Raw genomic sequence first — 21,199 nt, 5'->3', positions numbered from 1 at the left:
CTGCCTGACCGTCCGTCTTCGCGAGCAAGCCCGCTCCCACACTTGATCGGTGTGAACACAGATTTTGTGTACACCAAAAATCCACTGTGGGAGCGGGCTTGCTCGCGAAGAGGCCATAACAGGCAATACAAAAATCCCAGGCAAACAAAAAGGCCCCGAGGTTCGCACCCCGGGGCCTTTTGCATTTCAGCGAAGGCTTACGCCGCTTTCGCTTCCGGCTGGCTCAGCGAGCGGTTAAGCGCGCTGAACAGGGCCTTGAAGCTGGCGGTGGTGATGTTTTCATCGATACCGACGCCGTGCACCGCACGTTCACCGTTCACGCGCAGTTCAATGTAGGCCGCCGCCTTGGCATTGGTGCCCGAGCCGATGGCGTGTTCGTTGTAGTCCATGATTTCAACCGGAATCGGCAGACCGGCCACGAGCGCTTCCAGGGCGCCGTTGCCCTTGCCACGCCAGTGCAGGTTGGTTTCACCCTGACCTTTACCAGAGACTTCCACTTCGACGGCGCTGTGACCGTTTTCTTCCTGCAGGCGATGGCTGACCAGCGCGTACGGAGTGTTCGCCTGCAAGTACTCGCTGTGCAGCAGCGCGTGGATCTGCTGAGCCGTCATCTCGAGGCCCAGACGGTCGGTTTCACGCTGCACAACCTGGCTGAACTCGATCTGCATGCGACGCGGCAAGCTGATGCCGTATTCCTGTTCCAGCAGGTAAGCGATACCGCCCTTGCCCGACTGGCTGTTGACGCGGATCACCGCCTCGTAGCTGCGGCCGATATCGGCCGGGTCGATTGGCAAGTACGGCACTTCCCACAGGGCGTCCGGTTTCTGCTGGGCGAAGCCCTTGCGGATGGCATCCTGGTGGGAGCCGGAGAACGCGGTGTGAACCAGGTCGCCGACGTACGGGTGACGTGGGTGCACCTGGATCTGGTTGCATTCTTCGACGACTTTGCGCACGCCGTCGATGTCGGAGAAGTCCAGCTCAGGGTGAATGCCCTGGGTGTAGAGGTTCAGCGCCACGGTCACCAGGTCGACGTTACCGGTACGTTCGCCGTTGCCGAACAGGCAGCCTTCGACACGGTCGGCGCCGGCCATCAGGCCCAACTCGGTGGCCGCAACGCCAGTGCCACGGTCGTTGTGGGTGTGCAGGCTGATGATCACGCTGTCGCGACGGTTGATGTGACGGCCGAACCATTCGATCTGGTCGGCATAGATGTTCGGGGTCGCGCATTCGACGGTGGCTGGCAGGTTGAGAATCACCTTGTGCTCAGGCGTCGGGTTCCAGACTTCGATGACTGCGTCGCAGACTTCTTTGGCAAACTCGAGCTCAGTGGCGCTGAAGGTTTCTGGCGAGTACTCGAAGGTCCACTCGGTGTTTGGCTGCTGGGCGGCATATTTGACGAACAGCTTGGCCGCGTTCACGGCGATGGCCTTGACCCCTTCCTTGTCCTGGTTGAAGACAATGCGACGGAAGGAAGGGGAGGTCGCGTTGTACAGGTGAACGATGGCTTTCTTCGCCCCGCGCAGGGATTCGAAGGTGCGCTCGATCAAGTCTTCACGGCCCTGGGTCAGCACCTGAATGGTGGTGTCGTCCGGGATGTGGTTGCCTTCGATCAGGGTGCGCACGAAGTCGAAGTCGGTTTGCGAAGCCGCCGGAAAGGATGCTTCGATTTCTTTAACGCCGACCGACACCAGGGTTTTCCAGAAACGCAGCTTCTTGACCGCGTCCATTGGCTCGATCAGCGACTGGTTACCATCACGAAGGTCGGAGCTGCACCAGATCGGCGCGGCGGTAATGGTCTTCGACGGCCAGGTGCGGTCCGGGATGTCGATGGTCGGGAACGCGCGGTATTTCGAAGACGGGTCTTTGAGCATGCTCATCGGGAAATCCTTATTGTGTGGGCCGAAAAAAGGCGGCCTGCCGGTGGATCAAATGTTCTGGGGATAAAGCGTAGGACGAGGCACCGCGATTCAGCCTGGCAGTCGTGCACTGACAAGGCACAGGCTGCGGTGCTGGCGAAGCTGAATGAGGGTGTGAGAGGTTTTCATGCCTTCAACCCTAACCGCGAGGGTGAAGGATGGCAAGCGGTCGAAAAAAATTGAGAGGAATCCTCGAAAAGTCGTTGTTATCGAGATTTTATTGCGGTGAACGACGGTCATTGTTTTTATGTTTGCGCGAGGTTTGAGCGATGCGCAATTGAAGGCTTTCGGTGATGGGGCGTGTCAGCGCGGCTATTCTTAAAGCCTCACCAAGGACTACTGGCAGGCAGGAGTCGGCAATGAACGAGTCGGATTGGAAGCTTTATAGCGCACTGCGTCCGTTGGCCCATGAGCGGCTATGTATCCGGATCATGGCGGAGGTCGAACGCACGGTGCTGGATAAAAGCATTGCACCTTATGAGCGGATAGAAGTCAGCGAAGAAAGGCTGAAGGCCGGTCAACAGGAGCTGTATTGGGCGTTTGGCGTGTTCAGTCACTCACGCAATGAGGCGCCTGCTCACTTGCTGGGGCTGTGTACTCATGAGTTGATCAGCGCTGAAGAGTTGGCGGGCTTCTCGGAGGAAACTCAGGCGTGGATCAAAGAGTGCCTAGCGCATAGGGAAATTCATGGGATTGAGGATCTGGAGGCTGAATAAGCAACGTCTTTGAGGCCGCCTTCGCGAGCAAGCCCGCTCCCACATTTGTCCGGTGTGAATACAGGTATTATGTACGCCAGAATTCCAATGTGGGAGCGGGCTTGCTCGCGAAGAGGCCGGTAGCCTCAACGGCAATTTAAGGCTGAAACGCCCCAATGAAAATCGCCGGATCCACCCGCGCATCATTCAGGCTGACGTTCCAGTGCATATGCGGCCCGGTCGCCCGCCCGGTGGCACCCACTTTCCCAACCACCCCACCACGGGCCAATTGCTGGCCAACCTTCACGTCGATTTTCGACATGTGGCAGAACATGCTGATAAACCCCTGCCCGTGATCGACAAACACCGTGTTGCCGTTGAAAAAGTAGTTACCGATCAGGATCACCTTGCCGGCAGCCGGGGTCCTGATCGGCGTACCGGCCGGCACGGCGAAGTCCAGGCCAGCGTGAGGATTACGCTCTTCACCATTGAAGAAGCGGCGCACGCCGAACTTGCTCGACAGCGGGCCGTTGACCGGTTTGTCCAGCAACAGGTTGCTCGGGGTGTTCGGGCTGAAGCTGCGGTAAGCCTGGATCTGTTCGGCCAACTCACCCTCGATGCGCTTGAGATTCTCCGGGTTTGGATTGACCTGCTGCGTGTTCTTCAACGTGATGTGCTGTTCCGGGTATTTCTTGTTACCAATGTTGAAATTCAGAGTGCGACCGCCACTGCTGACCTGCTGAGTGCCCGGTTTTACCGTCAACGGCACGCCGACAATCGCCAGCCAGTTGTTCTGTTCCTTGATCACCAGCACCGGTTTGCCCTGATAACTGGCCTTCGGCGCCTGCACCGAGGCGCCCAGATCCACCACTGCCACGCCGCCCGGCACTGGTTTGTTCAACAGGCGGGTGATGTAACTATCGGCGTGGGCGTTGAAGGTCAGGCACAGCAACAGCAGCGGAGCTAAAAAACGCGGCATGGATCAATCCAGTAAAGAAAGGGTGACAGGCGTTAGGTGATTGTCTTCGACCCGAACTTGCAGCTCGCCTTCGCCAAGTCTGGCTTTCAGGCGCTGACCATTGTGGGTTTGCGCGGCGTTGCGGATCGCGTTGCCGCGTTCGTCCAGCAAAATGCTGTAGCCGCGGCCGAGGGTCGCCAAAGGGCTGACCACATGCAGCGTCTGCATCTGGCTTTGCAGTTGCAGGCGACGGGATTTGAGCCCTTCGCGCATGGCACGGGGCAGGCGTTCGGCAAGACTGTCGAGGCGCTGACGGAGCATCGCCAGTTGCCGTCCCGGATGTTGCCCGGCGAGGCGGGTTTCGAGACGGATCAACCGTTCGCGACGGGTATTGAGGCTGCGTTCGAACGCGCGGCGCATGCGCATGTCCAGATCATCCAGGCGTTGCGCTTGTTGACGCAGACGCTCGCCGGGATGGCGCAAGCGGCGAGACATGCCTTCCAGTCGCAGTCGATCACGCATCAAGCGGTCGCGGATACGCATCACCAGACGTCGATGCAGGCTTTCGACCCGACGGACCAGGTCACTGGAATCCGGCGCAAGCAGTTCGGCAGCGGCGGACGGCGTCGGGGCACGGACGTCGGCCACGAAGTCGCTGATCGACACGTCGGTTTCATGGCCGACGGCGCTGACAATCGGCGTCACGCAGGCATCCACGGCGCGGGCCACGGCTTCTTCGTTGAAGCACCAGAGGTCTTCCAGTGAACCGCCGCCACGGGCCAGGATCAACGCGTCGAAACCGCGGGCGTCCGCCAGTTTCAATGCGCGGACAATCTGCGCCGTGGCTTCGCGGCCCTGCACGGCAGTGGGGATCAACGTCAGTTGGATCTGCGGCGCACGGCGGCGGAATACACTGATGATGTCGCGGATCACCGCGCCGGTGGGCGAGCTGATGATGCCGATGCGTTGTGGATGCGCTGGCAGCGGCACTTTGCGCTCGGCGCTGAACAGGCCTTCGGCGCTGAGTTTTTCCTTCAACGCATCGAAGGCCAGACGCAGCGCACCGTCACCGGCCGGCTCCACGGTATCGAGGATCAGCTGATAGTCGCCACGGCCCTCGAACAGCGAAACCTTGCCGCGGACCTTGACCGCCAAGCCATCCTTCAAGGCCTGGCGCACTCGCGCCGCGTTCTGCCGGAACAGTGCGCAACGCACTTGGGCACCGCTGTCCTTGAGGGTGAAATACACGTGGCCGGACGCCGGACGGGCGAGGTTGGAGATTTCGCCTTCAACCCAGATGTTGCTGAACACGTCTTCGAGCAACACCCGCGCGCGGCCGTTGAGCTGGCTGACAGTCAGGACTTCACGGTCCAGGCCGAGTCTTGCAAAGGGATCTTTAATCATGGGGCGCAGTTTAAAGGCATTCGACGCTGAATCTCCATGCACCAACGAAAATCCCCTGTGGGAGCGGGCTTGCTCGCGAAGGCGGTGTACCAGTCGACATTAATATTGAATGTTGAACCGTATTCGCGAGCAAGCCCGCTCCCACAAGGGGTAAAGTCAGCTCCGGGAATCAAGGAAGACATGGAATGAATGTGCTTGAGCTGTTGAACCAATGGCCATTCGGTCCAACGGATTGGCTGATCATCGGGCTGGCAATCGCTCTGGCCTACATCGTGTTCGGTATTGCCGGTTTCGGCACTGCGTTGGTGGCAGGGCCGATTCTGATTCTGTTCATGCCACTGTCGAAAATCGTGCCGCTGTTGGTGCTGCTGGATTTCATCGCGGCGTTCGGCAATCTGCTGCCTTCGCGACGGGATGTGGCGAAGCCCGAGTTGCTGCGGCTGCTGCCATGCATGGCGGTGGGCTGCACATTGGGGGTGATTTTTTTACTGAATCTGAAATCCGATGTGTTGCTGCTGTTGATGGGGCTGTTTATCAGCGCCTATGCGATTTACAGCTTGTGGGTCAAAACCCGTCCGAGGCAATTGTCTGCCGCTTGGGCCGTGCCGATGGGCACGGTGGGCGGGATGTTCGGGGCATTGTTTGGCAGTGGCGGCTTTTTATATGCGATCTATTTGAACAGTCGCCTGCCCAAAGAGGCAGCCCGGGCGACCCAGAGTGCGCTGATCAGTTGCAGCACGGTGGTGCGTTTGAGCCTGTTTGCCGTCGCAGGTGTGTATGCCGAGCTACCCTTGTTGGTATTGGCGCTGTGTTTATTGCCGGCCATGGCATTGGGGCTGTGGATCGGCCGGCGGTTGACCATGAGATTGTCCCGCGAGGCGTTTGTGCGGCTGGTGACCTGGTTGGTGCTGGCCAGCGGAATCGCCTTGATCGGACGATATTTGAGTGCTTGACCTCTGAAGCCGGGTGCTTATGCTGCCGGGCTTCGTTAAAGCGTTGCAGCAGGCCGCACCATGAATTCGCAAAGCATTATTGTCCCGAAAATCTCCACACTGCCGGTGCACGAACCCCGGGCCCGGGCGGTCGTGCGTTGGCTGGTGCGCAAGAACATCATTAAAGAAGAACTGACCACTTGTGGCCGCACTGGCAATCGCATGGCTCATGCCATCGCCGACGGTGCCCGCGCTGTCGTGCTGCATCCTGAAGCACTGCCGTTCGGCGAACCGATCAATGGCCTGGAGATCATCACCAAGCGCTGCATCTATACGCCGGCCAAGGGTTTCCTTGAAGAGGCGGGTTGCGCCGAGTGCCGCAAGGAAGTCGGCGAAGCGCTGTTCGAAAGCCTGGAAGACTGGATGCCGGGGCGCACCGATAACTTCACCTGTCCGGAATGCGGGCATGAAGATGACATCAACGGCTTTCTTTTCCTGCAGGAATGCGGCTTTTCCAACCTGGGCTTTATCTTCAACAACTGGGCCGAGGCCGGGTTCAAGCAGAGCTTTATCGACGAATTTGCCGATTGGCTCGATCAGCCTGTCAGTTGGGTGAAAGTCGAACTGTAGGAGACGACAATCCCCGTATATCAGTAATGCTAATAATAGACAGAGTTTTACATTGAACCCGAGGGGGTGTCTGACTATAATGGCGCGCTTCCATTTTCCCGCTCGGGAGCCCCCGCGATGCTGCGTATCAGCCAAGAAGCTCTGACATTCGACGACATTCTCCTAGTGCCTGGTTATTCCGAGGTGCTTCCTAACGAAGTCAGTCTCAAGACCCGCCTAACCCGTGGCATCGAGCTGAATATTCCTTTGGTTTCTGCCGCCATGGACACCGTTACTGAAGCCCGACTGGCAATTGCCATGGCTCAGGAAGGTGGCATCGGCATTATCCACAAGAACATGACCATCGAGCAGCAAGCTGCCGAAGTGCGCAAGGTCAAGCGTTATGAGGCCGGCGTGGTCAAGGACCCGATCACCATCGAGGCTGACGCCACGGTTCGTGAACTGTTCGAACTGACCCGCATGCACAACATCTCCGGCGTTCCGGTACTGCACGATGGCGACCTGGTCGGCATCGTCACTTCCCGTGACGTACGTTTCGAAAACCGTCTGGACGCCGCCGTCCGTGAAGTGATGACGCCTAAAGAGCGTCTGGTCACGGTCAAGGAAGGCGCCGACAAAAACGACGTCCGCGAGTTGTTGCACAAAAACCGTATCGAACGCGTGCTGATCGTCGACGACAAATTCGCCCTCAAAGGCATGATGACCGTCAACGACATCGAAAAAGCCAAGGCATACCCGCTGGCCAGCAAGGACGATCAAGGTCGTCTGCGCGTTGGTGCTGCAGTCGGTACCGGTAAAGACACCGGTGATCGCGTCGCTGCCCTGGTCAATGCCGGCGTTGACGTGGTGGTGGTCGACACTGCTCACGGTCACTCCAAAGGTGTGATCGACCGCGTTCGCTGGGTCAAACAGAATTTCCCTGAAGTGCAGGTTATCGGCGGCAACATCGCCACCGGCGCTGCCGCCAAGGCTTTGGCCGAAGCGGGCGCCGATGCAGTCAAGGTCGGTATCGGCCCAGGCTCGATCTGCACCACCCGCATCGTCGCCGGTGTCGGCGTCCCGCAAATCAGTGCCATCGCCAACGTCGCTGCTGCCCTTGAAGGCACTGGCGTTCCGTTGATCGCCGACGGCGGCATCCGTTTCTCCGGTGACCTGTCCAAGGCCATCGTTGCCGGTGCTTCCTGCGTGATGATGGGCTCGATGTTCGCCGGTACTGAAGAAGCGCCGGGCGAGATCGAACTGTTCCAGGGTCGTTCGTACAAGGCTTACCGCGGCATGGGTTCGCTGGGCGCCATGTCCCAGGCTCAAGGCTCCTCCGACCGTTACTTCCAGGACTCCTCGGCAGGCGCCGAGAAACTGGTTCCGGAAGGTATCGAAGGGCGTGTTCCTTACAAGGGCACCCTGAGCGCCATCATCCATCAACTGATGGGCGGCCTGCGTTCCTCGATGGGTTACACCGGCAGCGCCGATATCGAAGAAATGCGCACCAAGCCTGAGTTCGTGCGGATCACTGGTGCTGGCATGGCCGAGTCCCACGTTCACGACGTACAGATCACCAAAGAAGCGCCAAACTACCGCGTAGGTTGAGCCTTCCAGCAATAAGTTAAGTAACCGGGGCTGTTTTCAGCCCCGAGTTGTTTCTGATTTTCTTCACCGAACTGCATAGACGAGACTGACCACATGGCCCTCGACATTCACGCTCACCGCATCCTGATCCTCGACTTCGGTTCCCAGTACACCCAGCTGATTGCCCGCCGCGTGCGTGAAATCGGCGTGTACTGCGAACTGCATCCGTTCGACATGGACGACGAAGCGATTCGCGAATTCGCTCCAAAAGGCGTCATTCTCGCCGGCGGCCCCGAGTCCGTGCACGTAGCCGACAGCCCACGCTGCCCGCAAGCGGTGTTTGACCTGGGCGTACCGGTCTTCGGTATCTGCTACGGCATGCAGACCATGGCTGAACAGCTGGGTGGCAAGGTCGAAGGTTCCGAGCTGCGTGAGTTCGGTTATGCCCGCGTTGACGTGGTCGGCAAAAGCCGTCTGCTCGACGGCATCGAAGACCACATCGACGCCGACGGCCTGTTCGGCCTCGACGTGTGGATGAGTCACGGTGACAAGGTCACCAAGATGCCTCAGGAATTCCACATCCTGGCCAGCACCCCAAGCTGCCCGATCGCCGGCATGTTCGACGATGCCCGCGGCTACTACGGCGTGCAGTTCCACCCGGAAGTGACCCACACCAAGCAGGGCGGTCGCATCCTCTCGCGCTTCATCCTCGACATCTGCGGCTGCGAAGCTCTGTGGACGCCTTCGAAGATTGCTGAAGACGCCATCGCCAACATTCGCGCCCAGGTCGGCACCGACAACGTACTGCTTGGCCTGTCCGGCGGTGTGGACTCCTCGGTGGTTGCCGCGCTGCTGCACAAAGCGATCGGCGATCAACTGACCTGTGTCTTCGTCGACAACGGCCTGCTGCGTCTGCACGAAGGCGAGCAAGTGATGGCCATGTTCGCCGAGAACATGGGCGTCAAGGTGATCCGCGCCAATGCCGAAGATCAGTTCCTCGACAACCTGGCCGGCGAGTCCGACCCGGAGAAGAAGCGCAAGATCATCGGCCGTACCTTCATCGACGTCTTCGATGCCCAGTCCAACAAACTGGACAACATCAAGTACCTCGCCCAAGGCACTATCTACCCGGACGTGATCGAGTCGGCTGGCGCCAAAAGCGGCAAGGCTCACGTGATCAAGTCGCACCACAACGTGGGTGGCCTGCCGGAAGAAATGAACCTCAAGCTGGTTGAACCCCTGCGCGAGCTGTTCAAGGACGAAGTCCGTCGTCTGGGCCTGGAACTCGGCCTGCCGTACGACATGGTCTACCGTCACCCGTTCCCGGGCCCGGGTCTGGGCGTGCGGATCCTCGGTGAAGTGAAGAAGGAATACGCCGACCTGCTGCGTCGTGCCGACCACATCTTCATCGAAGAGCTGCGCAAGGCCGACTGGTACCACAAAGTCAGCCAGGCATTCGTGGTGTTCCAGCCAGTGAAGTCGGTTGGCGTTGTCGGCGATGGCCGTCGTTACGCCTGGGTAGTGGCCCTGCGCGCCGTGGAAACCATCGACTTCATGACCGCGCGTTGGGCGCACCTGCCTTACGAACTGCTGGAAACTGTTTCCGGCCGGATCATCAACGAAATCGAAGGCATCTCCCGCGTTACTTATGACGTGTCGAGCAAGCCGCCAGCGACGATTGAGTGGGAATGATGAGGCGACCCACAAAGCCGGCACCCTCTAGAGTTCAACGTTAGATTCGGAGGGGCACAGGAGGGTTTTTAGCCAATGCCAGTCAGTTATGCTGACTGGCATTTTTGTTTTTGGGTGGAAAGCTACGAAGCAGGATCTGTCGTTTCAATGAGCGGCAAAGGCTGGCGTAGGTATTAGAGAAACTGTGATCGAATCAAATCCGTATCGAACGGCGTTATCCCTTGATCAGGCGCAAACACCGCCTGTGCCTGCTGCGGCGAAGCCACTCGTTCCCCCCGTGCCCGAACATGTAAGTCGAACAGAGTTTCCAAATCTGGTCGTGGTGTATGCACCAGAGCCCGCAGCATCAACGATATCCCACTGAGGTTGTTCCCGACATTGTTCCACCGCGCAGATGAAGTGAGTCCCAGATCGGCCCAAATCACGCGTCGTTCCTGCAAGTCCATCACGAATGGCAGACAGATCCTTGCGTCGGATGCGATATCGATACGGTCGAATACGGATCGCGGCTCAAATACTTCACCCGACGCCGCGTCGGCGCGGGCCATCCAGCCAGCGAAGCATTCTGGAAGATCGCAGAACGGCTGCTCTGTGTATGAGTTGATAGATGTGACGACATAGCGGATGCCCTTCTCGACGAGGACATCAAGGTCGAGGTCGATGAACTCCGAAGCCCCGTCGGGCGCGTCGACGATGTCGCCGCTGTGGTAGCCGCCGAAATCCTTCAGGTTGTAGTACGCGACCGTTTGTGTGAACACGAAGTTGGCGTCGAAAAAAGCGGCTGACAAGTCAATGTCAGTGCGTTCACGACCGTTTTTCCACCACAGGAACAGGCGAATAAAACGTGTGTCAGGTATAGGCAACCGACTGCCCCGCACCAGCGTACGTAGCGATTTCGATGAGGCACGCTGCGCCAGCGGCACCCTGTATTCGCGTAATGCTGGATCGATGAAACAGCGGCCTAGTGGCGGCAGCGACGCAAAACGCTTTACGAGAGCGTCTTCGCAGATTCGGGCTGCACGAGCCAACACGTCGGGTGTGAGTGGTTCGCGTCGATCCTTGATGCCATAGATTTTGGCGAATGAACCTTTCGGTGTGAAGGCCCGCAGGGGCAGGGGGCGCGGAGCGCGTACTTGGGCCAGCAATTGCAGCAGGACAGGTGACGACACTTGTGTCGCAACAGCCTCGAACGCGTCGAGAACCGACTCTGGTTCCGTCGCGCGCCGCAGGGTCGCGTCCAGCCGTCGTGCGAACTCACCAGGACGGCTCTGTAGTATGGGCATAAGCGTGGCGATGTGACGCTGGGCAAGCAATGTTTCGACACGTGATCCAAATGAGGCTGGCGCTTCGTTGCGACGCGCTGCCGTGATGGCGGCTAGCGCTCGTGGGTACTTATCGGCGTAGTCGCCCGGATGCAGTACTTCAGCCAGACGTTTCCAGCGCTCAGCATGGCGCATCACGTCTTCTACAGCGTTGGGTATGTGGTCGAGCAGGCGCAACAGCAGACGGCGCATCGAGCGCTTCATCGCTGTGAAACGTGTCGAAGCTGCCGTCAGCGACACGTCTCCTCCATTCAGCGCTACAGCGAGTCGCAGCACGTCAGTCGCCGTTTCGACGTTTCGCTCCAGGAATGCGTCCACCCGTGCATCGTTGGCTACATACAGCATAAGCGCGCCGCCAAGCTGTGCACGGATCTCCCGGAACGAGACGGCCTCAGGCAGCAGACGGAACACATCGCTTTTGTACTCTCGGACAAACCAGACGACATCGGCAGTTTCCTCTTCGGAGAGCGAGGTGCGCGATGAAACCAGCGGTTCGAGCAGTGACTCGTACTCAGAGACGCTTCCCGGTTCGATAACGCGGGATATGAAGTTGCCTTCAAGCATCACAGGTCGAGAGTGTTCAGTCGGTGGTAAACGCCAAAGCGTGAGGTAGTGCATGACGGCGTTAAGGTACAACTCCGCCTCTGAGGCCGTCAGAACCTGCTCTGGAAAGTCAGGATAAAACGGCCGGTGGTGCACATGAGCCCCAGTCTCCCGCCGAAGGACTTCGACAATATCGCGCAGCCAGTGCTTGAGTTCTGTCGCTGACAACATGCCGATTTGCTCAATCAGAGGCTCTGATAGTACACATCGGAACGCCGCGACTTCCCGGACAGCCGACGCGACCTGAGCGCGCGTGGCACCGCCAGTGCCCATCGGGACGTGAACTTTGGTACGGCGACGCAGGAACAGCTCCTGATTCATCCTTGATTTTCTCCCTTGGCCGCCGTCGTGAACGAGCTGCAGCATCGTGTCTACAGCCGATATAAAAACGCCTGCAAGAAGCAGGCGCGGTGTGGAGAGCGGAACCCCTAGGTCATAGGAGGTTTAGAAGGAAGGTGTTCCATAGCCACGAAGGCATACTACGGGAGGTTGTCTCTGTTTGTCAGATTGCTGCATACCTCAACGGTAACAAGCTGCTTCGCCAGAAGAATAGGGGCTGATGAGCGACAAGTCGCTTGTCCATCGTCCAGACAAGTGGCGGTGTTATTGGCCAAGTGCGCCTTCAAGGTCGGCGAAGTTTCCACAAAGTCAGCCCAGGCATTCGTGGTGTTCCAGTCGGTGAAATCGATTGGCGTTGTCGGCGATGGCCGTCGTTACGCCTGGGGCGTGGCGCTAGCCTTGATGACTTGATCGCAGGTAACTGAAAAGGCCGTGTGAACACTGTTCACACGGCCTTTTTGCGTTTTAGACGCCGGGTAGTCGGACGGGGGTCATGCCCATTCTGTGCAGCGCTGAACTCAAGGCGTCGGGGTTTTGAAAGCGTCGGCCGTTGATCTGCCAGGCATCCCGTTCGACGTAGTACCCACCTGCATCATGCTTGATGGGCGTTCGAACGAGTTTGCCACGGGTGATGATGCCGTTACTGGTGATGACTCTGTTGGTGAGGGTTCTGCTGCGGTGAACCAGCAATGGTTCGCCGGTACTGGTGCTGAGGGTGTACGTGCCAGGACTGGGTAGCCCATCCTCCAGCCTTTGCGCCAGGATCACGCTTTTCGGCGTCGGGATTTGCAGCAACAAGTCATTTTTGGCAAAACCGGCTGCTCGCCCGGGGCGCGGCTCGTCGGCCACCCCCGGGTCGACCTTGATACCGCCGAGCTCGTCCGGGCCTACGCTTTCAATACGCAGCCCGATGCTGCCTTCAAGCTCGCTGATTCCCGCCACGCCGCCATAGGTATTGGCGTGGCTGTTCCCGACCAACGCCACCCAGCGATGCGCGCCTCTGGCCGTCTGGTCGGCGCCGATGACTTGGCGGGCGAAGAAATTCATCATTTTTTGCCGAAAATTGATGTTTGCCCCCTGGATGCCAGTGCTGCGGTAACTGGCGAGGCAGTCGATGGCCTGAACGCGAATATGGTTTTTTTGCGCCGCCCTGACCACCTGCTCAAAGGTGAATTGTTCGCTGGGGTCAGTCGAAAAACCTGCATCAAGGTCCTTGAGGTAGCTTTCCAGATCCTCGGACATCACTCCAGTGCGATTGAACACATCCAGGTCAGCCTGATGGAAATCGGTCAGCAGATGCTCCATGTATAAGGTTTTGACTTTTTGTTTGTGCAGCACGCTCATATTCTCGATCAGAAACTGTTTGCTGCCCACGCTGTCGTGGCTTTCACCGATGACCAGGCTCTGTGACCGCTTGAAAAGGGTCTTGATGATGTCCTGGAGCTTTGCATTCGCGATGAACGATGGAATGGTCGGTCTGGGTCGCAGCGGCGGTTGCGAGTAGAAGGTCGCGGCGTCGTCGTGCAGCGTTCGGCGCAGTCTTTTGAAGGCTTCCAGCTCATTGTCCGGATTGTTGGGATTGACAAAGCCGTCCTTCAAATCCCCCTTCGAGGCCATACCCTTGGCCGCCTGTTTGAGGGCTGGCTTGAGGTCCTGCGGAACATCGTATGCAGTCGCCGGGGCATCGAAGTCCGGGAGTGGCGGCTCAGACCTGGCAAACAGATCGGCAAACTTGCCCCCGCCCACCAGGCCGGGACGCGTGAGGGGCACCCATTCACCCAGTTCATTCAGGCGTACCGGAATGTTGCGGTAAAAGGAGTAAGGATTGACCGGGTCAATGATTGCCCAGGTTTTTAGTTCGTTGCTGTAGCGCACCAGGTAGAAACTGTCACCGACTGCGATGTAGTTACCTCCAGTCCGGGGTTGGTAAATGCCCTGGAGTTTGCCTTCGTCACTGACCGGGAAGTCGCCGTCGAGGACCTCATTGGTTTCAAAAGGGGCGAGAATGTCGGCGTCGGCAGGCGTGGCCATGACGGTCTCGAAAGACGGGGTGGGTGGTGGGGGCAGTTCAGCTTCTGTCTCCGTGATTTCTGCGAAATCGGAGGCCTCTGCAAGTTCTGCCGCCCCCCTCAGGAAAGGCAAGTTGAACAGCACATCCACGCTGCCAAGGATGGCGCCAGTCACTGCGGCCTTGCGTTCCGCCGGGGTGTGGCCGTTGATGGCCTGGTCGATGTGAAGCCCGACATTGGCGATGCCCGCGCCAATGACAACCAGCGCTGCCGGCCATGCAAGGGCGGCCATCGGCCGAAGGTGTGGTTGAAGGCATTGAGATAGCCTATCCACAGTTTTTTCCTGATCTCGCCGTTGGAGTGCAGCAGGTAATTGGCGTCGCTGAGCATGCGCTCATGAGTGGACCGGTTCAGATGAGTGAACGCATCACCGGCAATTTTCTCGCCTCGGTAGTGGAGCAAATGATGGTCCGCGACTGCATATTCACCGGGCAATACGTCATAGGCATGGGTGAGGCCGATATTTTCGGTTTCCGTCTCCTCAAACGCATGAATGATCAGGCCAATGCCGGTGAAGTTGGCCAGTTTGTGCCCCAGCGAAGTGGGTTTGTCCTGAATAATGTCGCGCTCTTGCTGCTTGAAGTGCATGAGCATGCGCTCACGGCCTTCGGCATCCTTGACTTCATTGGCCAGCCATTCGTGCAATTGCCCGACGCTGGTGAAGCAGTGAAAACCTCTGGGTTCGCCCGGAATGTAGAGAATGTTCAGGTCACTGTCGTCAGTGATGCTGAGGATGTCCGTCGACACGAAGTGGTCAATGCAAAACTTTCGGATTGAAAAACCGCTGCCTGCTGGCGCCTCGTCCAGCAGCATTTGCCGGGTGAGTGGCCTGCTCACATTTGCGGTGGCGGCCCTGAGCACCAGGGTGAAGTGTTCGCGGGTCAGGTATCCCTTCTCGTAGTCTTCAATGGCTTTGGCAATGAACGTGCACTTGATCAGCGCACGGAAGTTGTCGCTGTGCTTTTCCCAGAACGTCGCGATGGCCGTTTTGCAACGGTCAGCGAAATTGATATCCCAGAAGGTTTTCAACACATCCCTGGCATGCAGGCGAATCTCGTTGGTTTCATCGTAGTTTCCGGCATTGCCGTCGGCACGGTAGAAACCACTGTCAACGTCCAGCAGGTCCCCGTTGTCCTGGTCGTGGACACTGAAACGCTGCATGACCAGTTGCGGGAAGGTCATCGACTCCCTGGGTGTTTCAAACACATGCTGCCAGCCGGTAAAGGTCTTCGAGTTGCTTTGAGCGGCATTAAACCGATGCCAGTAGACCTTGTCGGGTTCGATATCCGTGATGTTGTGCTGGATGAGAATGTCTTTGGCGACCTGGTACGCCATGGAGTACAGGTCGGGGCAATCGGTTACCAGATCAGGGATCAGGGCCTGGAGGGCCTGCGCATCGGTAGCGTCGGGCAGGGTGATTTCTTGGGCATCGTCCATGATGTTTTCCTTGAGAGGTGGTCGGGGCGCTCACTATCTCAAGGGGCATCGGTTCCATCTGTAAGCTTCTGGGTATCTGGTGGTGGTCTGTTGCAGATAGAAGAAGTAGGGCATGACGAAGGTCTGAGTCAGGCTCAGCGCCGCGCCACGTCCGAAAAGTAAAACTTGTCCAGGGTGTGCCGCGACTCGGTGTACTCGAACTGGCGGCCGTCCTGCAAAAACGTCTGGTTGCTGACCACGATCACATGGCTTTGGCCGTCGAGGTCCAGGTGTTGCTGGTCGTCCTTGCTCCGGGGCACCGCTTCGATGGTGCGCTGGGCGTAGGCGATTTGCAGTTGCAGGGTCTGTTCGATGAAGGCGTAGATCGAGTGCTCGGCGATGTCTTGGGACAGGCCGGGAATCACGTCGCTGACGAAATGGTTGATGTCGAGGATCACGCGTTTGCCGTCGATCCGCCGCACTCGCTTGATCCGTGTGATCAGGCTGCCTTCTTCAGCCTTGATGTGCTCCAGCAGCAGGCCTTCGAGGGGGATTTGAGTGAACTCGACCACCTCGGTACTGACGTCGTTACCCAGGCGCGGATACGTTTCCTGAAAGCTGACGATGCCGCCCAGCTGAAATTCGATCGGGTTGGTCGACAGCACGAACGTGCCTTTGCCGTGGACTTTCTGGGCGAAACCGCGCTCCTGCAGTTGCTCGATAGCCTTGCGCACGGTGCCGCGACTGGCCTGGTAGCTGTCCATCAGTTCGGTTTCGGAAGGCAACCGGGCGCCGCGTTCCAGACGTTCGGTCGTGATGCTGGCAAGCAGATCGCTGTAGATCTGGTTGTATTTACTCATGGGGATGGCTCTGTGCCGCGATGTGCTCAAGGTTTCGAACCTTAAGGGCAGGGTAGGGGTTTGTCCATGCGGCGTTAGGTTTCTTTGACTTTTGAGGTGGGAAATGTCGCCGCCGGTCGGGTTCAGGATAAACAAATTCAAACTCGTCTGTACGAGTTGTTGCTTTAACTCGTACAGACGAGTACTTTTCGCTTCGGCGTGCTGCCAAAAACAAAAAACTACAGCGGAAGAAAAAGCATGAGCCACGACTATTCGAATATCGCCAGCGAGCTGCTGCAAAGCCTCGGGGGCAGCGACAACCTCGAGCAGGCCGCGCACTGCGTCACCCGCCTGCGCCTGGCCCTTAAGGACCCAAGCCTGGTCAACAGCGCCACGCTGAACCAGATCGATCTGGTCAAAGGCTCGTTCTTCACCGGCGGCCTGTTCCAGGTGGTGATTGGTCCCGGTGAAGTGGAAAAGGTCTACGCCGAACTGCGTCGTCAAACCGGTCTCGCGGCCTCGACCATCGCCGACGTTAAGCAGAAAAGCGCCGACAAGATCAACGCGATGCAGCGTCTGGTGCGGGTGTTTTCCGACGTCTTCATGCCCATCCTCCCGGCGTTGATCATTGCCGGCCTGCTGATGGGCATCAACAACCTGATCGGCGCCAAGGGCATGTTCATCGAGGGCAAGACCCTGCTGGACGCCTATCCGAAACTTGACGGGCTCTGGAGCCTGATCAACCTCATGGCCAATACCTCGTTTGTGTTCCTCCCGGCGCTGGTGGGCTGGTCGGCGGCCAAGCGGTTTGGCGGCAGCGAAATCCTCGGCATCGTGCTTGGCCTGATGCTGGTGCACCCCGATCTGCTCAATGCCTGGAACTATGGCAAAGCGGTGGCCGGGCTGGACGGGCAGAGCCTGCCGTACTTCGACATCCTGGGGTTGTTCCAGATCGAGAAAGTCGGCTATCAGGGGCAGATCTTGCCAATCCTGCTGGCTGCTTATGTGATGAGCGTCATCGAAAAATGGCTGCGGGCGCGGGTGCCGAACGCGATTCAATTGCTGGTCGTGCCGATCACTACCATCGTTGTGACCGGCGTGCTGGCGCTGGCGGTGATCGGCCCGGTGACCCGTCATCTGGGGATTCTTATCACCGAAGGCGTGGTCATGCTGTTTGACCTGGCGCCAATGGTCGGCGGAGCGATTTTCGGTTTGCTCTACGCGCCTCTGGTGATTACCGGCATGCACCACATGTTCCTCGCGGTCGACTTGCAGCTGATCTCCACCCAGGGCGGCACCTTTATCTGGCCGATGATCGTCATGTCCAACCTGGCCCAGGGCAGCGCGGCACTGGCGGTGTTCTACATGACCCGTAACGTGCGGGACAAAAGCATGGCCTCGACCTCGGCGATTTCCGCTTACTTCGGCATCACCGAACCGGCCATGTTCGGGGTCAACCTGCGCTACAAATTTCCGTTTTATGCAGCCCTGATCGGTTCGGCCATGGGCTGCATTTTCTTGTCGCTGAACAAGGTCCAGGCCTCGGCAATCGGCGTCGGTGGCTTGCCCGGTTTTATCTCGATCATTCCGCAGTTCATTCCGATGTTCGTGATCGGGATGGTCATTGCCATGGTCGTGCCGTTTGTTCTGACCTGCGGGTTGAGCATGAAGATTGTTCGGCCCGGGTATCGGGTTGCCTGACAGATCGCATTCGCGAGCAAGCCCGCTCCCACAGGTTGACCGCATTCCAAATGTGGGAGCGGGCTTGCTCGCGAAGGGGCCATTACGGTCACTGCATCAACTAATTGAAGGAATCCCGCCATGCAAGACTGGCAACGTTCGGTGATCTACCAGATCTACCCGAAGAGTTTTCACAGCCACGCCGGCAACCCCACGGGTGATTTGCTTGGCGTTGTGGCCAAGCTCGATTACCTGCACTGGCTGGGTGTCGATTGCCTGTGGATCACGCCGTTCCTGCGCTCGCCCCAGCGCGACAACGGCTACGACATCAGTGATTACTACGCCATCGACCCGAGCTACGGGACCATGGCCGATTGCGAGTTGCTGATCGCCGAGGCCGGCAAGCGCGGGATCAAGCTGATGCTCGATATCGTGGTCAACCACACCTCCATCGAGCACACCTGGTTCCAGCAGGCCCGCAGCAGCCTTGATAACCCTTACCGGGATTTCTACATCTGGCGCGACCAGCCGAACAACTGGGAATCCAAGTTTGGCGGCTCGGCCTGGGAGTACGAAGCTCAGACCGGTCAGTACTACCTGCACTTGTTCGACCACACTCAGGCCGACCTGAACTGGGACAACCCCAAGGTGCGCGCCGAAGTCTTCAAGATGATGCGTTTCTGGCGCGACAAGGGTGTAGGCGGGTTCCGTCTGGACGTGATCAACCTGATCTCCAAACCGGCGGACTTCCCTGAGGACAACACTGACGGTCGCCGTTTCTACACCGATGGCCCGAACGTCCACGAATACTTGCAGCAAATGCACCGCGAAGTCTTCGAAGGCCACGATCTGATCAACGTCGGCGAGATGTCGTCCACCAGCCTGGAACACTGCATCCGCTACTCGCGGCCAGACTCGAAAGAACTGTCGATGACCTTCAACTTCCATCACCTGAAGGTCGATTACCCCAACCTGCAGAAATGGATTCGCGCCGATTTCGATTTCCTCGAACTCAAGCGCATCCTCTCCGATTGGCAAACCGGCATGCAGGCCGGCGGTGGCTGGAACGCGCTGTTCTGGTGTAACCATGACCAGCCACGGGTGGTCTCGCGTTTTGGTCATGACGGCGAATATCGAGAGATCTCGGCGAAGATGCTCGGCACGGCGCTGCATTTCCTCCAGGGCACGCCGTTCGTGTACCAGGGCGAGGAACTGGGCATGACCAATCCGGGCTTCGATCACATCGATCAGTACCGCGATGTCGAGACGCTGAACATCTTCCGGCTCAAGCGCGAGGCGGGTGCTAGCGACGCCGATAACATGGCGGCGATCATGCAGAAGTCCCGGGACAACGGCCGTACGCCGATGCACTGGAATGCCGAGCCTAATGCCGGTTTCAGCGCTGTCGAGCCGTGGATCGGGGTGCCGGCCAACGCTGCGCAGATCAACGTCGCCGCCCAACTCGATGACCCGGATTCGGTGCTTCATCACTACCGCCAACTGATCGCTCTGCGCCGCAGTGAAGCGCTGATGTCTGACGGTGTGTACCGGCAGTTGCTACCTGAGCACCCGCAAATCTGGGCGTATGTGCGTGAAGGCAGGGGCGAGCGTTTGCTGGTGCTGAACAACTTCTACGGCACGCCATGCGAAGTCGAACTGCCAGATGAAGTGATCAGCGAAGCGATGATGCAGCGGTTGGTGATCAGCAACTACCCGGACTGTCCGCCGCGCAATCGGCAGGTGTTTTTACGGCCCTTTGAGTCGTTCGTTCTGCACCTGACCAACCACTAAAAAACACTGTTTTAAAACAACACGCAGAACGCTGCGCGGGAGAGTTTTGCGCGCCGATTTTGCCGCTGCACACAATAAAAATAATGGGGTGGTTCTTGAAAACAACAATAAATCGCAGCCTTGTAGTGGCGGGCGTGTGCCTGGCTTTGCCTCTTTCGGCCCAGGCGCTGGAGTTCGCCGGTTACTTGCGCAGCGGCGTCGGGACCTCGGTCAACAGCGGTAAACAGCAGTGTTTCCAACTGCAGGGTGCGCAGACCAAATACCGCTTGGGCAACGAATGTGAGCAGTACGCGGAGCTGGAATTGCGCCAGGATCTTTACACCCTGGATGACGGCTCGGTGCTGAGCGTCGACGGCATGGCTTCGTTGTACAACCAGTACAACAAGGACCTGACCTTCAACGGTGACAACGGCTCAGTGCGCATGCCGCAGATGTATGCGCAATGGTCGAACATGCCTAGCCTCAACGGCGGTTCGTTGTGGGCCGGTCGGCGTTACTACAAACGGAACGATATTCACATTTCCGACTACTACTACTGGAACCAGAGCGCCACCGGCGGCGGTATTGAGGACGTGCTGATCGGCGATCTGAAATACAGCTACGCCTTCTCGCGCAAGGACAACCTGTACCAGAAGGACTACATCAACCGACACGATTTCAACGTCGCCGGCTTCAACACCAACCCTGGCGGTGAACTGGAGTTCGGCCTGAGTTACATCGACAAGCCCGACAGCCGCGACGCTCACCGTGGCTGGGCGATCACCACCCAGCATGTGCAGAAGGGCTTTCTGGGTGGCAAGAACAAACTGGCCTTCCAGTACGGCGAAGGTCCCGGCACCGGGTTGGGCTATACCGGTAACGTGAAGCTGGACGACAGCAACAAAAGTTATCGTGTGGTGGAGTTCTTCGACTGGCAAGTGACGCCGCGATTTGGTGGGCAAATCGAGGCGGTTTACCAGAAGGATATTCGCCCGGACGGCGCTGACCAGAACTGGATTTCCCTGGGTGTTCGCCCGACTTATGCGCTCACCGAGCAGTTCAAACTGGTGACCGAATTGGGTCACGATCAGGTCGAAACCACGGGCGGCACGCGCAAGCTGAGCAAGTTCACCTTCGCTCCGACCTGGTCGCCCAAAGGACCGGAATTCTGGGCTCGCCCCGAGGTGCGTTTGTATTACACCTATGCGAGCTGGAACGAGGCGGCCAAACGGGCGGCCAATGAACTGGCGCAGGGGTCGGCATTGTCCGACACCGGCGCCTTCGGCACGGCGCGGCACGGTTCGAACGTCGGATTGCAGGTCGAGTATTGGTGGAAATAAGCGATGCTGTCGGAGCCTCGCGCTCCAT

14 protein-coding genes and 1 pseudogene are annotated in these 21,199 nt (G+C 58.5%); 9 read left to right on the top strand and 6 right to left on the bottom strand.

Annotated elements, in window-relative coordinates:
• Positions 1–197: 197 nt before the first annotated feature.
• On the bottom strand, positions 198–1,877 hold the full coding sequence (leuA, locus tag ACSQ87_RS26385; protein WP_008147766.1) for a 2-isopropylmalate synthase: 1,680 nt from the start codon (positions 1,875–1,877) through the stop codon (positions 198–200).
• A 398-nt stretch (positions 1,878–2,275) separates the two neighbouring features.
• On the opposite strand from leuA, the gene ACSQ87_RS26380 reads away from it, so the two are divergent.
• Positions 2,276–2,632 carry a hypothetical protein gene (locus ACSQ87_RS26380; protein ID WP_223432736.1) on the top strand — a complete coding sequence of 119 codons (357 nt, stop codon included), beginning with the start codon at positions 2,276–2,278 and terminating at the stop codon, positions 2,630–2,632.
• Between the two features lie 136 nt (positions 2,633–2,768).
• On the opposite strand, the gene ACSQ87_RS26375 is transcribed toward ACSQ87_RS26380, so the two are convergent.
• Complete coding sequence (locus ACSQ87_RS26375) at positions 2,769–3,590, bottom strand: peptidoglycan DD-metalloendopeptidase family protein (RefSeq protein WP_436274718.1); 822 nt, start codon at positions 3,588–3,590, stop codon at positions 2,769–2,771.
• Between the two features lie 3 nt (positions 3,591–3,593).
• Positions 3,594–4,973 carry an exodeoxyribonuclease VII large subunit gene (gene xseA / locus ACSQ87_RS26370; protein ID WP_033061484.1) on the bottom strand — a complete coding sequence of 460 codons (1,380 nt, stop codon included), beginning with the start codon at positions 4,971–4,973 and terminating at the stop codon, positions 3,594–3,596.
• Positions 4,974–5,158: 185 nt separating this feature from the next.
• On the opposite strand from xseA, the gene ACSQ87_RS26365 reads away from it, so the two are divergent.
• The 4 genes from ACSQ87_RS26365 to guaA all read left to right on the top strand — a co-directional run bounded on the left by ACSQ87_RS26365 (position 5,159) and on the right by guaA (position 9,793).
• Complete coding sequence (locus ACSQ87_RS26365; RefSeq protein ID WP_436274717.1) at positions 5,159–5,926, top strand: sulfite exporter TauE/SafE family protein; 768 nt, start codon at positions 5,159–5,161, stop codon at positions 5,924–5,926.
• Positions 5,927–5,986: 60 nt separating this feature from the next.
• The gene (locus tag ACSQ87_RS26360) at positions 5,987–6,535 is read left to right on the top strand and encodes a hypothetical protein (protein ID WP_046046046.1); all 549 of its coding nucleotides are present in this window, start codon (positions 5,987–5,989) and stop codon (positions 6,533–6,535) included.
• A gap of 117 nt (positions 6,536–6,652) precedes the next feature.
• Positions 6,653–8,122: an IMP dehydrogenase gene (gene guaB, locus ACSQ87_RS26355; protein ID WP_436274716.1), complete on the top strand. Its 1,470-nt coding sequence runs from the start codon at positions 6,653–6,655 to the stop codon at positions 8,120–8,122.
• A gap of 93 nt (positions 8,123–8,215) precedes the next feature.
• Positions 8,216–9,793 (top strand): glutamine-hydrolyzing GMP synthase, encoded by a 1,578-nt coding sequence (gene guaA / locus ACSQ87_RS26350; protein WP_059406339.1) that lies wholly within the window; start codon positions 8,216–8,218, stop codon positions 9,791–9,793.
• Positions 9,794–9,966: 173 nt separating this feature from the next.
• Here the strand turns inward: guaA and ACSQ87_RS26345 are convergent, their stop codons facing one another.
• The gene (locus ACSQ87_RS26345; RefSeq protein WP_436274715.1) at positions 9,967–12,039 is read right to left on the bottom strand and encodes a TerD family protein; all 2,073 of its coding nucleotides are present in this window, start codon (positions 12,037–12,039) and stop codon (positions 9,967–9,969) included.
• A 324-nt stretch (positions 12,040–12,363) separates the two neighbouring features.
• Between ACSQ87_RS26345 and ACSQ87_RS26340 the strand changes: the two are divergent.
• Positions 12,364–12,453: pseudogene (locus ACSQ87_RS26340) on the top strand (hypothetical protein); the annotation flags it as partial.
• Between the two features lie 1,784 nt (positions 12,454–14,237).
• Here ACSQ87_RS26340 and ACSQ87_RS26335 read toward each other — a convergent pair.
• Together ACSQ87_RS26335 and treR are read right to left on the bottom strand one after the other, a co-directional pair.
• Entirely contained in the window at positions 14,238–15,563 is a 1,326-nt protein-coding gene (locus ACSQ87_RS26335) for a dermonecrotic toxin domain-containing protein (protein WP_436274714.1), read from the bottom strand.
• Between the two features lie 134 nt (positions 15,564–15,697).
• Positions 15,698–16,402 carry a trehalose operon repressor gene (treR, locus tag ACSQ87_RS26330; protein WP_436274713.1) on the bottom strand — a complete coding sequence of 235 codons (705 nt, stop codon included), beginning with the start codon at positions 16,400–16,402 and terminating at the stop codon, positions 15,698–15,700.
• Between the two features lie 237 nt (positions 16,403–16,639).
• Between treR and treP the strand changes: the two genes are divergently transcribed.
• The 3 genes from treP to ACSQ87_RS26315 all read left to right on the top strand — a co-directional run bounded on the left by treP (position 16,640) and on the right by ACSQ87_RS26315 (position 21,171).
• Positions 16,640–18,082, top strand: coding sequence for a PTS system trehalose-specific EIIBC component (treP, locus tag ACSQ87_RS26325; protein ID WP_436274712.1), 1,443 nt, complete (start codon positions 16,640–16,642; stop codon positions 18,080–18,082).
• Between the two features lie 120 nt (positions 18,083–18,202).
• Complete coding sequence (treC, locus tag ACSQ87_RS26320) at positions 18,203–19,852, top strand: alpha,alpha-phosphotrehalase (protein WP_223432744.1); 1,650 nt, start codon at positions 18,203–18,205, stop codon at positions 19,850–19,852.
• Positions 19,853–19,947: 95 nt separating this feature from the next.
• Entirely contained in the window at positions 19,948–21,171 is a 1,224-nt protein-coding gene (locus ACSQ87_RS26315) for a maltoporin (protein ID WP_223432745.1), read from the top strand.
• Positions 21,172–21,199: the final 28 nt, after the last annotated feature.

Source organism: Pseudomonas sp. LjRoot277 (assembly GCF_964253845.1).
GTDB lineage: Bacteria > Pseudomonadota > Gammaproteobacteria > Pseudomonadales > Pseudomonadaceae > Aquipseudomonas.
This window is presented reverse-complemented; position numbering and strand designations above follow the sequence as displayed.

Coding starts and splice junctions, on each gene's coding strand:
- leuA (WP_008147766.1), bottom strand. CDS start 1,877: ATGAGCATGCTCAAAGACCCGTCTTCGAAATACCGCGCGTTCCCGACC.
- ACSQ87_RS26380 (WP_223432736.1), top strand. CDS start 2,276: ATGAACGAGTCGGATTGGAAGCTTTATAGCGCACTGCGTCCGTTGGCC.
- ACSQ87_RS26375 (WP_436274718.1), bottom strand. CDS start 3,590: ATGCCGCGTTTTTTAGCTCCGCTGCTGTTGCTGTGCCTGACCTTCAAC.
- xseA (WP_033061484.1), bottom strand. CDS start 4,973: ATGATTAAAGATCCCTTTGCAAGACTCGGCCTGGACCGTGAAGTCCTG.
- ACSQ87_RS26365 (WP_436274717.1), top strand. CDS start 5,159: ATGAATGTGCTTGAGCTGTTGAACCAATGGCCATTCGGTCCAACGGAT.
- ACSQ87_RS26360 (WP_046046046.1), top strand. CDS start 5,987: ATGAATTCGCAAAGCATTATTGTCCCGAAAATCTCCACACTGCCGGTG.
- guaB (WP_436274716.1), top strand. CDS start 6,653: ATGCTGCGTATCAGCCAAGAAGCTCTGACATTCGACGACATTCTCCTA.
- guaA (WP_059406339.1), top strand. CDS start 8,216: ATGGCCCTCGACATTCACGCTCACCGCATCCTGATCCTCGACTTCGGT.
- ACSQ87_RS26345 (WP_436274715.1), bottom strand. CDS start 12,039: ATGAATCAGGAGCTGTTCCTGCGTCGCCGTACCAAAGTTCACGTCCCG.
- ACSQ87_RS26335 (WP_436274714.1), bottom strand. CDS start 15,563: ATGGACGATGCCCAAGAAATCACCCTGCCCGACGCTACCGATGCGCAG.
- treR (WP_436274713.1), bottom strand. CDS start 16,402: ATGAGTAAATACAACCAGATCTACAGCGATCTGCTTGCCAGCATCACG.
- treP (WP_436274712.1), top strand. CDS start 16,640: ATGAGCCACGACTATTCGAATATCGCCAGCGAGCTGCTGCAAAGCCTC.
- treC (WP_223432744.1), top strand. CDS start 18,203: ATGCAAGACTGGCAACGTTCGGTGATCTACCAGATCTACCCGAAGAGT.